The following is a 14,447-nucleotide window of genomic DNA, read 5'->3' on the forward strand; positions in this document are numbered from 1 at the left end:
ATCTCGTGATGTTGTGCGGTTGCCAAGGCGTTAACGGTGGCGGTTGGGCGCATTACGTAGGTCAGGAAAAATGTCGTCCGATCGAAGGTTGGAACACGGTCGCATTCGCGAAAGACTGGATTCCAGCACCACGTCTCCAAAATGGAACAAGCTGGTTCTACTTTGCGACAGATCAATGGAAATACGAAGAATCAAGCGTCGATAAATTGAAATCTCCACTCGCGAACAACATCAAACATCAGCATCCGGCTGATTACAACGTCTTAGCAGCACGGTTAGGTTGGCTTCCTTCTTACCCGCAGTTTAATAAAAACAGTTTACTCTTCGGTGAGGAAGCAAAAGAAAATGGGGATGATTCAGATAAAGCGATCATTAAAAATGCCGTTGAATCGGTGAAATCTAAAGAAACGCAATTTGCGATTGAAGACCCAGACTTGAAGAAAAATCATCCTAAGACATTATTTGTATGGCGTTCGAACTTAATCTCAAGTTCCGCTAAAGGTCAAGAGTACTTCATGAAACACTTATTAGGTACGAAATCAGGACTCATGGCAGAACCGAACGAAGATGATAAACCAGAAGAAATTAAATGGCGTGAAGATACGATCGGTAAACTCGATCTACTCGTATCGCTCGATTTCAGAATGACAGCGACACCACTTTATTCCGACATCGTACTCCCTGCAGCGACGTGGTACGAAAAACACGATATTTCATCAACGGACATGCATCCGTTCGTCCATCCATTTAATCCAGCAATCGATCCATTATGGGAGTCACGCTCAGACTGGGATATTTATAAAACATTAGCCAAAGCCGTGTCAGAAATGGCGAAGGATTATCTTCCAGGCACGTATAAAGATGTGGTAACGACGCCACTTGGTCATGACTCTAAACAAGAGATCGCAACACCATACGGCAAAGTGAAAGACTGGACGAAAGGTGAAATCGAAGCAGTACCTGGTAAAACAATGCCAAACTTTAAAATCGTCGAACGTGATTATACAAAAATTTACGATAAACACGTCACACTCGGCCCATTATTAGAAAATGGCAAGATCGGTGCACACGGTGTGAGCTATAGTGCTTACGATCAATATCAAGAACTGAAAAGCATGATTGGTACATGGAATGACGAAGATACGGAATCGATTAGAAATGACCGTCCTAGACTCGATACTGCACGAAAAGTTGCGGATGCGATCCTAAATGTATCTTCAGCAACGAACGGGAAATTATCTCAAAAAGCATATGGGGATTTGGAATCGCAAACTGGTATGGAATTGAAAGATATCTCTAGTGCGCGTGAAGCGGAAAAATTATCGTTCCTTAATATTACAGCACAACCGAGGGAAGTGATCCCGACCGCAGTCTTCCCAGGGTCTAACAAAAACGGCAGACGTTACTCACCTTTTACGACGAACGTGGAACGCCTTGTACCATTTAGAACGTTAACTGGCAGACAAAGTTACTACATCGATCACGAAGTCTTCCAACAATTCGGCGAAAGTCTACCTGTATATAAACCGACATTACCGCCGATGGTCTTTGGTACGAGAGATAAACAAGTGAAAGGCGGACAAGATGCGCTCGTTCTTAGATATTTAACACCCCATGGTAAATGGAACATTCACTCTACTTACCAAGATAACCAACACATGTTAACGCTCTTCCGTGGTGGCCCGGTCGTGTGGTTATCCAATGAAGATGCGAAAGCGCACGGTATTAACGATAACGACTGGCTAGAAGTCTACAACAGAAACGGTGTCGTTACAGCGAGAGCCGTGACGTCTCACCGTATGCCACGTGGCACGATGTACATGTACCACGCACAAGATAAACATATTGAAACACCTGGATCAGAAATTACAGATACACGAGGCGGTTCACACAATGCACCTACAAGAATTCATTTGAAACCGACACAACTCGTTGGTGGTTACGCGCAGATCAGTTACCACTTCAACTATTATGGTCCGATTGGAAACCAAAGAGATGTTTATGTCGCAGTAAGAAAAATGAAGGAGGTCAATTGGCTTGAAGATTAAAGCACAAATCGCAATGGTATTGAACTTAGACAAATGTATCGGATGTCATACATGTAGCGTCACATGTAAAAACACGTGGACGAATCGACCAGGTGCTGAGTACATGTGGTTTAACAACGTAGAAACGAAACCAGGCATGGGATATCCAAAACGCTGGGAAGATCAAGAAACATATAAAGGGGGTTGGGTGCTCAATAAAAAAGGAAAACTCCAACTCAAATCAGGGAGCCGTATCTCGAAGATTGCACTCGGTAAAATCTTTTACAACCCAGATATGCCATTGATTAAAGATTACTACGAACCTTGGACATATAACTATGAACATTTGACACAAGCGAAACAAGGGAATCATTCTCCAGTGGCAAAAGCACACTCACTCATCTCAGGTGAAAAGCTGGATTTAGAATGGGGACCAAACTGGGAGGATGACTTAGCAGGTGCACATGTGACAGGCCTGGAAGATCCGAACATTCAACGCATCGAAGAAGATATCAAATTCCAATTCGATGAAACATTCATGATGTATTTACCACGTCTATGTGAACACTGTCTTAACCCGAGTTGTGTGGCGTCTTGTCCATCAGGTGCGATGTACAAACGTGATGAAGACGGTATCGTCCTCGTCGACCAAGATGCATGTCGTGGCTGGCGTTACTGTATGACAGGTTGCCCGTATAAAAAAGTTTACTTCAACTGGAAGACGAATAAAGCTGAAAAATGTACATTCTGCTTCCCTAGAATTGAAGAAGGGTTACCGACTGTTTGTTCCGAAACATGTACCGGCCGTATGAGATATTTAGGCGTGTTACTTTACGATGCAGACCGTGTTCAAGAAGCGGCTTCTGCGACAGATGAAAAAGATTTATACGAAAAACAACTCGACATCTTCTTAAATCCTTATGATGAAGATGTCATTGAACAAGCTGAAAAAGATGGTATTACGTATGAATGGATCGCAGCAGCACAGAACTCTCCAATCTATAAATTAGCGATCGAATATAAAATGGCATTCCCATTACACCCAGAGTTCAGAACGATGCCGATGGTTTGGTATTGCCCACCACTCAGCCCAATCATGAGTTATTTTGAAGGGCAAAACGCAGGCCAAAATCCAGATATGATCTTCCCTGCAATTGAAGAAATGCGTTTACCAATCGAATACCTCGCAAGTTTATTTACGGCAGGAGACACGAAACCAGTGAAACTCGCATTACAACGCATGGCTATGATGCGTAGCTATATGAGAGCACAAGTGACAGGCAAACCGTTTGAAACACATAAACTCGAACGCCTTGAGTTAACCGAACAACAAATGAAAGACATGTATCGCTTGCTCGCAATCGCGAAGTACGAAGATCGTTTCGTCATTCCGACATCTCATAAAGAAACGTACCTAGATACGTATCGTGCCCAAGGTAGTCAAGGTTATGGTGGCGAATACTTTGGCGCAAATTGTGAAGGCTGTGGTGTACCGGTGGGCGCAGGTAAGACAGGACAAGAAATTTATAATGATAATTTCTATGGAGGGATCTTCCGTGATTAATTTAACGAATTATCGCTATTACCAAGACAGTCTCGGTTACATTGCGCAACAATTAAATTTTCCCGAAAAATTAACGTTTCATCCGAAGACCTTTCAACAAACGATCGAACCGTCCCATCCAGGTTATGAAGAATTGAAATTATACCACGAGAAAATGCAGCAATATTCATTATCTGAAATCAAAGCGATTTATACAGATACATTCGATTTTAGTAAAAAAGCCCCGCTCTACATGACTTACAACAAATTTGATACCCAAAAAGAGCGTGGGCAAATGTTAGCGAAACTCAAAGTACTTTATGAAATGTTCGGCTTAAAAATGGTAGACAACGAACTATCGGATTATCTCCCACTCATGCTGCAATTTTTACAAGTCGCGAACTGGGAGAATGATCCTCGCGCTGAGGGTAATATTCAACTCGTCATCATGATCATTGAAGATGGTACATATGAAATGGCCAATCATTTAGCACAAGAACACAACCCGTATGCGCATGTCGTGCGTGCATTGAGAGAAACGCTCAAAGCTTGCCTTGCTGATCCTAAAGGGGTGAGCTCGCATGCTTAACCAATTCTTATGGATTATTTATCCATATCTATGCGTCGCGATTTTTGTCGTCGGACACATTGCACGCTATAAATACGATCAATTTTCATGGACTGCGAAATCCAGTGAATTCATAGAGAAGAAACGTCTGAAATGGGGAAGCTTGCTCTTTCACCTCGGTGTCATCCCGGTATTCTTAGGACACGTGGTAGGGCTTGCCATACCAGCAGAATGGATCTCAGGTTTAGGTGTGAGCAATCATTTATACCACTTCGGTGCCGTGTATATTGGGAGCATCTTTGGTATAATGACGTTAATAGGTATGTTGTTATTAACTGCAAGAAGAGTGACGATAAAGAACGTCAGAAAGCTCAGTTCTGCATCAGATATGTTTGTTAATTTCCTATTAATTGTGATTTTGTTTATGGGATGTTACTCCACATTAGTAACGAACGCAGTGGCACCAGATTTTGATTATCGTCAGACGATTTCAATCTGGTTTAGACATCTCTTTACATTTTCACCGAATGCAAACCTTATGGTAGATGTGCCGCTATCATTTAAAATCCACATTTTCCTTGGATTTACAATTTTAGCATGTTGGCCGTTCACGCGATTGGTCCACGTATGGAGTGTGCCACTCACTTACGCGAATAGAAGATACATCATTTACCGTAAGAACAAAATCAGTTAGAGAGGAAGAATGATTGTTGCCTGTACCATATGTGGAGACGCGTACGTTACAAAATGATTTAGAACAATTAAGAATAGCGGAAGGCTTTGATTTTGCAGCCATTGCAACACCTGAGTTATTTCGACCAAGTGCACCGATCAAATGGCAGTTCGTATCTGGGAATACGAATGAAAGGTATAAACTGATTATTTTAAAAAAGGGTAGAGGGCTCGCTGGCAATGTCATGAAGACTGGGAAGCGCATGATCATTGAAGATGTCAGCCAAGAAGTCCCAGACAAAGATCGCGTGAGATTCCCCATCTTGTTAAGTGAAAATTTAACGAGTGTCATCGTCATCCCTTTATGGTTTGAAGGAGAGCTCTGGGGTGTCTTACTGTTAGGTCAACGCAACGGGAAGGCATTGCCTGCACATTATCAAACGATCGATATTACGGGTAGATTAAGTGTATTTAGTGAAGAAATGTAGGTGATCAATTGCAACGTATGAAAGAAAGACAATTAGATCAATTATTACAGCGATACTACGAAACGACAAATGAGAAGATTGTGTTTGTCGATCACGAAGGTAAAGTCATCGCGATGAATGATGTCGCAAAAGAAATCATCTCAGAAGATAATAATTACGGCATGATGCCAAATGCGATTTGTAATCACTGTGAAGGTTATACGAATGAGTATGCACTCCAGAGTTGTGTGAACTGTTTCCTCGATACGACGACACCGAATGACTCAAGCTTTCAAGTGTTTATGAAGACCGTGGATGGCACCGTTCAACCCTTTATTGCGACATACAAGTGCATCGATGAGACACGACGTATTTATGCGTTGACGCTCCTCAATATTTCACCACAAATTGAACGCCAAGAGAAGATTTATCAGCGTCAAATGATCAGTAAAACGATCGCAGCTCAGGAAAATGAACGCAAGCGTATTTCGCGTGAATTACACGATAGTATCGTCCAAGAAATGTTAAATATTGATATTGAACTCCGCTTATTAAAATATCAACAAGATTTTGAAAAAATGACCGATAAAACGGATTATATCGAAGGATTGATGTCTAATTTAATCGATAGTATTCGTAACTTATCCGTTGAACTGAGACCTTCTTCGTTAGATGATCTCGGTCTCAACGCCGCATTTAAGTCTTATTTTAAACAAATTGAAGAAAATTATGGATTGTTGATTAATTATCAATCCAATACAGGAAAAAACCGCTACGATAGTGAGATTGAAACCGTCGTATATCGTATTGTCCAAGAAGGGGTACTCAATGCATTAAAATACGCAGGGGTTGATCAAATTGAGGTCAGTATTCAAGATATGGATACCCACTTGATTGCGGAAGTGATCGATCGGGGTAAAGGTTTTAATCCACATAGCCGCCCTAAAGGCACAGGGCTCGGACTGTACGGCATGAATGAACGTGCAGAATTAGTGCGAGGGAATGTAAACATCGATACACAACTTGGTAAGGGCACCATTATTACACTCGATGTACCTATTTCGCACATGTTGGGGGAATAGATTTGAAAATAGTTATCGCAGACGACCATGCAGTAGTAAGAACGGGATTTTCAATGATTTTGAACTTTCAAGAAGATATGGAAGTCGTCGATACTGCCGCTGATGGAAGAGAAGCGTATCAGAAAGTCATGTAGCACAAACCCGATGTTTTAATCATGGATTTGAGTATGCCACCAGGGGAATCCGGCTTGATTGCGACGAGTAAGATTGCCGAGAGCTTCTCAGATACGAAAATCCTCATCTTAACGATGTATGACGATGAAGAATATTTATTTCATGTGCTGAAAAACGGCGCAAAGGGCTATATATTGAAAAACGCACCCGACGAACAACTCGTGTTAGCTGTGCGTACCGTGTATCAAGGGGATACTTACGTCGATATGAAAATGACCACCTCACTCGTCAACGAGTTTGTGAACAATTCGAAATCGGAAGAAGAAGCGACGAACGATCCATTTAAAATTTTATCCAAACGCGAACTTGAAATTCTACCACTCGTCGCAAAAGGTTACGGCAACAAAGAAATTGCAGAAAAATTATTCGTCTCAGTGAAAACCGTTGAGGCACATAAAACGCATATCATGACGAAACTCGACTTGAAGTCTAAGCCAGAGCTTGTCGAATATGCATTGAAAAAGAAACTACTCGAATTTTAAATTGTTAGTATTAGCAGGGATGTCTCTCACGTCCCTGCTTTTTTGTCGTGGTGCGATTGTCCACTGAGTATTAAAAAACCCCAATCATGCTTTGGCGTGGTGGTGTAGCGGGGATGGACAAGCTGAGGAAGGCTTTTATAAGTTTGCTATTTCAGGTGGAGGGATTCCTAAATTTAGACACGAATTGGCCATGTGAGATGGCTAAATCAGGTGTGGAAGCTCCGAAAGTTGGGTGCATCCTTGTCTCATCATCTCGCCGTTTCAGTTGTAGAAGTCCCCCGAAACTTAGGCACATCCTGGCCTCATAACCTCCCCGTTTCAGGTATAGGGAAACCACCGATTAAAGATAGGGGATCTCCTTATGTTCATATTTTCACAATTATTCTAGACTAAAATTATCGTTAGTACATTGCTAGAACAGAACGACAGACACATGCCTTACAGTATGATAATCGCTTACAACCGATGTACTAACCTGAATTTTATTCAATGAAGGTGAAAAAATGTTTAAGACAAAAGGTGGTTTTCAGCTTACATTACAAACGTTGAGTTTGGTCGTTGGATTTATGGCCTGGAGCATCATCTCGCCCTTGATGCCATACATCTCACAAGACATCAACATGTCAGCGGGGCAGTTATCGATTATCGTAGCGATTCCTGTCATACTCGGGTCTATTTTGCGTGTACCGTTTGGTTATTTAACCAATGTCATCGGTGCCAAATGGGTCTTCTTCTGTAGTTTTATAATCTTATTATTTCCAATTTACTTCTTAAGCCAAGCACAATCTCCCGGCATGTTAATGGCATCTGGTTTCTTCCTAGGTGTTGGGGGCGCGATTTTCTCAGTCGGTGTAACATCAGTACCGAAATACTTCGCAAAAGAAAAAGTCGGTTTAGCTAACGGGATTTACGGCATGGGTAATATTGGGACTGCCGTATCTTCATTCTTAGCACCACCGATTGCAGGAATCATCGGATGGCAAACAACGGTTCGTTCTTACTTAATCTTTATCGCACTCTTTGCGATATTGATGTTCTTCCTTGGAGACGGTAACGAGAAAAAAGTGAAAGTACCGCTCGTATCACAAATGAAAGACTTATTTGCGAACTATAAAACGTACTATCTCAGCTTATGGTACTTTATCACTTTCGGCGCATTTGTCGCATTCGGTTTATTCTTACCGAACTATCTCGTAGAACAATTTGGCATTGATAAGGTCGATGCCGGTATTCGTTCAGGCGTGTTCATTGCCTTAGCGACATTCCTTCGACCACTCGGAGGGATTATCGGGGACAAATTCAATGCCGTAAAAGCCTTGATGGTAGACTTTGTATTCTTGATTGCGGGTGCAGTCATCTTAGGCTTATCCAGTCACATCGTTCTCTTTACAATCGGCTGCTTATTAATCAGTATCTGTGCAGGGTTAGGTAATGGGTTAATCTTCAAACTCGTGCCTTCATACTTTACAGGCGCAGCAGGTTCAGCCAATGGTGTCGTATCGATGATGGGTGGTTTAGGTGGTTTCTTCCCACCACTTGTGATTACATACGTCACAGGATTAACCGGAACAAGTCATCTCGCATTTATCTTACTCGCAGTGTTCGGGGTCATCGCTTTCTTAACGATGTTACATCTGTACAAGAAAGAATACGCCACTGCGAAATAAGCTTGAGTTATAGGCACGCATGATAGTTTGGGAAAATGAAAGCTTAATATTGAAAATGAATATGAAACACCAATTTCTATTTTTAAGTAGGAATTGGTGTTTTTGAGTTGAGCCAAGTCTATAAAATCTCATCCCTATTTGACAAAATGTGAGCGGTCTCATAAGATGATAATTGAAAACGATTCTCAATAAATATTTTAAAAAATAACCGAGAATAGGAAGAAGTATGTAATCAAAACACAATCGCATCATATATTTTCACCAACTCGCAATATAGACATGGGAGTGTATGATGCGTATGAAATAGGGAAGGAGCATGTGTAATTGAGGGAGTAAGTTACACGACAACGCCTATGAAAAATAAAAATCTGTCAAAATTAACGAAACTGATGGGAAATTACGTTTACTTGTTTTATGGTGCCATCGCGATCTCGATTATTTCAAGTGTGGTGAGTCTCGGTGCATACTTACACGTTTATTATGTCGTAGAAGAGATGTTAACGGCAAAAAACGGTTTAACGCAAGCCGTCATCGACCATATGACAGCACATGGATGGCAAGCAGTCTTATACGTATCGGGTGCTTTTGCATTGTATGGTTTGGCGTTATTACTTTCACATATCGTCGCATTTAATACGGTCGCTAGGTATCGCATCCAATTGATCGACTATATGAAGAAACTGCCACTCGGATATTTTCAAAAGCATCAAACAGGGAAACTGAGAAAGCTCGTTGAAAAGAACACAGAAGAGGTGGAACATTACATCGCACACCAAGTGCCTGACATGGCGCAAGCACTGACGACACCAGTCGCGTTCTTAGTATTGATCTTCATCTTTGATTGGAGATTATCACTCGTGTGTCTCGTACCGGTCATTCTCGGCTTTATGTTGCTGCGATTTATGATGGGTGGAGAGAGTGAAAAATTCCTTGAACAGTATCAGGATGCATCGACAAGTATGGGAAATGATGTAGTCGAATACGTGCGAGGCATCGCAGTAGTGAAAGTATTTGGGCAAACCGTCTTTTCATTTAAAGTGTTCAACCAAGCTATTGAAAATTATAGAGACTTTACGATTAAATATGCCCTGTCGATGAAAAATGCGATGAGTGGCTACATCGTTTGTGTTTACGGGATATTCGCTTTCTTAATTCCAGCAGCGATTATCTTCTTCAATCACACAGATAGCCAGGTAGACATGTTATTAAGCTATACGTTCTTTGTCATTTTCACCCCATTAGTCGCATTTATGTTAATGCGTATCATGGAAAGTTCTTATAAAGCGATGATTATTTTTCATGCGATGGACAGTTTGGAAGAAACGGTTTATCAAGCTGAACCATTACCCACTGGTCATCAGTTAAAAATGTCAGAAGATTATGACGTCAAATTTGAGGAAGTATCTTTTACTTATGAAGGTATGCGTCATCCTGCAATCTGTGATTTGACCTTTGAAAGTCCTTCTAACTCAGTGACTGCTATTGTTGGGCCTTCAGGAAGCGGAAAATCTACTATTTTTAATTTGATTACACGCTTTTATGACATTGATGAAGGAGACGTGAAGATTGGTGACGTTGATGTGCGAGAGTTAAACTACGATGATTTAATGGCCCATATCAGTTATGTTTTTCAAGAAACCAAGTTATTTAAGATGAGTTTGTTGGAAAATATACGCTTCTACCGTCCGGATGCGAGCATAGAAGCAGTGGAACGTGCAGTAGATCAAGCACAGTGTCGAGAAATTATAGACAAGATGCCTCAAGGGTTGGATACCGTATTTGGCACGGAAGGTGTTTATCTTTCAGGAGGCGAGATTCAACGTATTGCGATTGCGCGGGCGATATTAAAAGATGCCCCTATCGTATTGTTGGATGAAGCAACTGCCTTTAGTGATGCTGAAAATGAATACAAAATACAGAAAGCATTAAATTCAGTGATGAAGGATAAGACGGTACTCATGATCGCACACCGCTTATCAACGATTACACATGCGGATCAAATTTTAGTTATGGATGAAGGTGCGCTTGTCGAAAGAGGACAACATGCTGAGCTGATGGAATTAGATGGTGTTTATGCGAAGATGTATCGAGATTATCAACAAAGTGTGAGCTGGAAGATAGGGGTGACAGGATGAACATACAACAATTATTTTCATTGACCGATCCAGGGAAGAAAGATTTATATAAAACGACGTTTTTGACTACATTACATCAAATTTCTGTCGTGTTACCTGTCATTCTGTTTATCATGCTGATTGATGACATGATTCAGCATATTCAAGGGACTCAATCAGGTCCAATTCCACTATGGGGTTATCTCGTTGCATGTATCGCACTCTTAATCGTGATTTTCGTTATCTATTTGGTAACCTATCAACAAATGTATATCAATTCTGGTACAGAATCCGCGAAAATGCGGCTGCGTTTAGCGGAAAAGTTTCGTAAATTACCATTATCGTATTTAGGTGAAAAGGATCTGAGTGATTTTACCAGTACCTTGATGGATGATGTGTCCGTGATAGAAAAACAATTGACGAGTGACTTTGCGAATTTAGCGGCTGGCATTTTATCTAGTTTCTTTATTACGTTTGTATTGGCCTTTTACAATTGGCAAATGACTTTAGCACTTTTCCTATGCATGCCGATTGCGTTACTTTTTATAGTCATTTCGAAATTTGCGACGACACCAACGAATCGGAAAAATAGACAGTTGAAATTAAATATTTCAGAAGGCCTTCAAGAGTTCTTTGAGAATATCAAAGTCATTAAGTCTTCAAGTCAAAAAGAGCATTACATTCAACGGTTAACACGTACGATTAAATCGGTAGTCCCATGGGCTGTGTTATATGAAATGCTTGTAGGGATCTTCATCTCTATTTCGTATAATATTTTACGAATTGGTTTAGGTATTGTGGTGTTGCTTGGAACCTACTTATTGGTACAGCAGCAGTTAACCGTGCTCGGATTTATACTGTTTATTTTCGTAGCCGTGCGGATATATGATCCGTTAACGAATTCACTTTATAAAATTGGAGAATTTATTTATTCGCTTGTTAGCGCGAGACGTATTAAAACAATTTTCGAAATTGAAGAACAAGGTGGCTCCTCAGATGTTGAACTAACACAATTTGACATCGAATTCCGTAATGTCGCTTTTGGTTATAACGATAAAGAAGTGATTCATGGTGTCTTTTTTACAGCACACCAAGGTGAAATCACCGCATTAGTCGGTCCTTCTGGTTGTGGTAAAAGTACGTTAGCTAAGCTAGCTGCACGTTTTTGGGATACACATCATGGTTCGATTATGATTGATGGCCACGATATTAATGACATCCATCCAGAGAAATTATTATCTTACTATTCGATAGTGTTCCAAGATGTCATTCTGTTTAACGATACTGTATTTAATAACATCAAGATTGGTAATCGTGCAGCGACGGATGAGGAAGTTTATCAAGCTGCTGCACTAGCAAACTGTACCGCGTTTATCGAAAGACTACCCAATGGATTAGACACGGTCATCGGTGAGAACGGACAAACCCTTTCTGGTGGTGAACGTCAGCGTTTATCTATAGCGAGAGCCTTTTTAAAACAAGCACCGATTGTATTATTAGATGAAGCTACCGCATCCCTCGATCCTGAAAATGAAATCCTGATACAGAATGCGATTAGTGAACTCATTAAAGATAAGACTGTAATCGTCATTGCGCATCGACTCAAAACGATAGAACACTGCGACCAAATCGTCATACTCAAAGAAGGTCGAGTGGTTGAAAAAGGTAAACACGAACAACTGATGGCCAATGATTCATTATATAATCGTCTTGTCACACTCCAACGTAAAAGCGGCGATTGGCAAGTTAATGAAGTGTGAAGCGGATGGCATGTGACATCTAAAAACTTTTTAAGTGGGTAATATAATAAATACGATCACCTTATTAATATATTACGGAGGTACCTATGAATAATGAAGAGTTAGTACACAATCTTTCATTGATTAAAAATGCTATTGATGTACTTCGTGAGGAATTAGCGCCTGATTTAAAAAGTAGAGATTTAATGTTATTACGATATGGTTTCTCTAATGACGAAACAGAACAATTAGATAAGTATTTATTGAACTTAACTTTGAATAAAGAAAAAATAACCTATAGACAATTAAAAGCAAAAATGTGCGAAATTAGGGATTTACCAGAGATACCGATGAAAACCGTTAAAGATATCTATGAAGGCTATCGTGCAAGTAAGGTTATTGGAAATATAATAAAAACAAACTCAAAATAATGAAGGGAATTATGTTGCATATCATTAGTGGCCAAAAGGGAAACGACGCTATTTAAACTGTTTATTTTTATTAGAATAGGCTAATATATAAATGAATTATTAAAAAGGAGTGCCACTATGAAAGTAAATAAGTATATTTATGCAGTGTTATCATTCTTTTTAGGAGGGTTCGGTGTCCATAAATTTTACAGTAAGAAAATTGGATTAGGAATCCTCTGTATTCTGTTTTGTTGGACAGGTATACCTGGCGTGATTGGCATGATTGAGGGCATCATAGCGATACTTAAAGATGCAGATGAAGATAATCAAATCACAGTTTAACATGTTTTGACTCCACAATTTATATTTAGATTTTAATTTTTAAGATGTTAAAAAATCAAATATGATATAATTAATCCATAAAGAAATATTTATTGTACGTAAAAGTAATAATCAGCTCATTTTCGAGTTAAATTAAAATTTAAGGAGAAGATGATTATGAAATTAAGATGGATTTTTTGGTGGATTGTCAGCTTACTTGAACTTGCGTCATTTGTGATCTTCTCAGTATTCTTATGGATGAGAGATGTTGATGCGTCAGGTGCAGTTCAGACTACCGAATTGAAATGGTTGAACATTGCGGTACTCGCTTGCGCTTATTTAGTTCCATTCGTCATTCAGGTTGGATGGGCAATCTTAAACTTTACAATATCAAGTAAGAAAACGTCGGTTAATTAAAAGAATATTAAAAAAGAGATTGGGCAATCATGTGTTGTCCAATCTCTTTTTTGTGTGAGTTATTCTGCTTTTGGCGTATCTTGTTTCTTTTTTCGTTTGAATCCTCTTTTTACATCTCTAATTTGATCAGATGCACCACTCCAAATAGAAAAAAGTGAAAAGCAGAAATGAATTAACTTTATGATGAAATCCATGAAACGCCACTCCCCCTATGATGTCTTCATATTATTTATCCTTATGTATAGTAAATGTTCCAAAAAATACTAAGATGAAATCTATAGATAGCAAAATATAGAATATCCTTTCAAACACTGGGTTTGCAATCAACGGTTTATTAAATGAGATGATTATAGCGATAGCTAAAAGTAAAAGGACAATTGTCATATAGTATTTGTTTTTAAGTAGCATGTCCATCTCCTTCAGTTGAATGGTTAATTTACACATTACTATCTTCACTATAAGCATAACAAAATTAAAATAAATTTCTATCACTTTATTCCCATCTTATATAGATATTCCAAAATTTCGAGCTGTATACACCACCACTAAAATGTAAAACTATGCAGATTACAATTGATAATGATTTTCAACTGTTGTATCATAAAGTTATCATATAATATCAAATTACATATGAAAAGCAGATGTATAGATATATTGTAAAATTCTAGTAGATTGTATAAAGGTTTTAGGCGGAGAGTGAATGTGATGTGTATAGCTTGCAACATCATATTTAAAAATTCAGATTAATCTAACAATAATATTCA

At 39.5% G+C, this 14,447-nt stretch carries 13 protein-coding genes and 1 pseudogene; 13 read left to right on the plus strand and 1 reads right to left on the minus strand.

Annotated features, from left to right (window positions below):
* The 13 genes and pseudogenes from APS80_RS00005 to APS80_RS00065 all read left to right on the plus strand — a co-directional run.
* Positions 1-2,048: molybdopterin-dependent oxidoreductase (locus APS80_RS00005; protein ID WP_157064341.1), on the plus strand; the 2,048-nt coding region annotated here is incomplete at its 5' end.
* A complete protein-coding gene (narH, locus tag APS80_RS00010) occupies positions 2,038-3,591 on the plus strand; it encodes a nitrate reductase subunit beta (RefSeq protein ID WP_059106236.1) in 1,554 nt (517 codons plus the stop codon). The genes APS80_RS00005 and narH, both read left to right, overlap by 11 nt.
* Entirely contained in the window at positions 3,584-4,159 is a 576-nt protein-coding gene (narJ, locus tag APS80_RS00015) for a nitrate reductase molybdenum cofactor assembly chaperone (protein WP_059106237.1), read from the plus strand. Before narH ends, narJ begins: the two co-directional genes overlap by 8 nt.
* Positions 4,152-4,832 (plus strand): respiratory nitrate reductase subunit gamma, encoded by a 681-nt coding sequence (gene narI / locus APS80_RS00020; protein WP_059106238.1) that lies wholly within the window; start codon positions 4,152-4,154, stop codon positions 4,830-4,832. The genes narJ and narI overlap by 8 nt, the downstream gene beginning before the upstream one ends.
* A 13-nt stretch (positions 4,833-4,845) precedes the next feature.
* Complete coding sequence (nreA, locus tag APS80_RS00025; protein ID WP_059106239.1) at positions 4,846-5,298, plus strand: nitrate respiration regulation accessory nitrate sensor NreA; 453 nt, start codon at positions 4,846-4,848, stop codon at positions 5,296-5,298.
* A gap of 17 nt (positions 5,299-5,315) precedes the next feature.
* The gene (gene nreB, locus APS80_RS00030; RefSeq protein WP_059106352.1) at positions 5,316-6,359 is read left to right on the plus strand and encodes a nitrate respiration regulation sensor histidine kinase NreB; all 1,044 of its coding nucleotides are present in this window, start codon (positions 5,316-5,318) and stop codon (positions 6,357-6,359) included.
* Between the two features lie 2 nt (positions 6,360-6,361).
* Positions 6,362-7,015: pseudogene (nreC, locus tag APS80_RS00035) on the plus strand (nitrate respiration regulation response regulator NreC).
* Between the two features lie 503 nt (positions 7,016-7,518).
* A complete protein-coding gene (locus APS80_RS00040; RefSeq protein ID WP_059106240.1) occupies positions 7,519-8,682 on the plus strand; it encodes a nitrate/nitrite transporter in 1,164 nt (387 codons plus the stop codon).
* A 353-nt stretch (positions 8,683-9,035) separates the two neighbouring features.
* Positions 9,036-10,817 carry an ABC transporter ATP-binding protein gene (locus APS80_RS00045; RefSeq protein WP_059106241.1) on the plus strand — a complete coding sequence of 594 codons (1,782 nt, stop codon included), beginning with the start codon at positions 9,036-9,038 and terminating at the stop codon, positions 10,815-10,817.
* Entirely contained in the window at positions 10,814-12,556 is a 1,743-nt protein-coding gene (locus APS80_RS00050) for an ABC transporter ATP-binding protein (RefSeq protein ID WP_059106242.1), read from the plus strand. Before APS80_RS00045 ends, APS80_RS00050 begins: the two co-directional genes overlap by 4 nt.
* A gap of 86 nt (positions 12,557-12,642) precedes the next feature.
* The gene (locus tag APS80_RS00055) at positions 12,643-12,966 is read left to right on the plus strand and encodes a hypothetical protein (RefSeq protein WP_059106243.1); all 324 of its coding nucleotides are present in this window, start codon (positions 12,643-12,645) and stop codon (positions 12,964-12,966) included.
* A gap of 117 nt (positions 12,967-13,083) precedes the next feature.
* Positions 13,084-13,287, plus strand: coding sequence for a TM2 domain-containing protein (locus APS80_RS00060; RefSeq protein WP_059106244.1), 204 nt, complete (start codon positions 13,084-13,086; stop codon positions 13,285-13,287).
* A 156-nt stretch (positions 13,288-13,443) separates the two neighbouring features.
* Positions 13,444-13,683 carry a DUF3923 family protein gene (locus APS80_RS00065; protein ID WP_059106245.1) on the plus strand — a complete coding sequence of 80 codons (240 nt, stop codon included), beginning with the start codon at positions 13,444-13,446 and terminating at the stop codon, positions 13,681-13,683.
* 59 nt (positions 13,684-13,742) lie between these two features.
* Here APS80_RS00065 and APS80_RS11060 read toward each other — a convergent pair whose 3' ends face one another.
* Positions 13,743-13,877, minus strand: a complete 135-nt coding sequence (locus tag APS80_RS11060) for a hypothetical protein (RefSeq protein ID WP_258026017.1) — start codon at positions 13,875-13,877, stop codon at positions 13,743-13,745.
* Positions 13,878-14,447 lie beyond the last annotated feature (570 nt).

Source organism: Staphylococcus auricularis (assembly GCF_001500315.1).
Classification (GTDB): domain Bacteria; phylum Bacillota; class Bacilli; order Staphylococcales; family Staphylococcaceae; genus Staphylococcus; species Staphylococcus auricularis.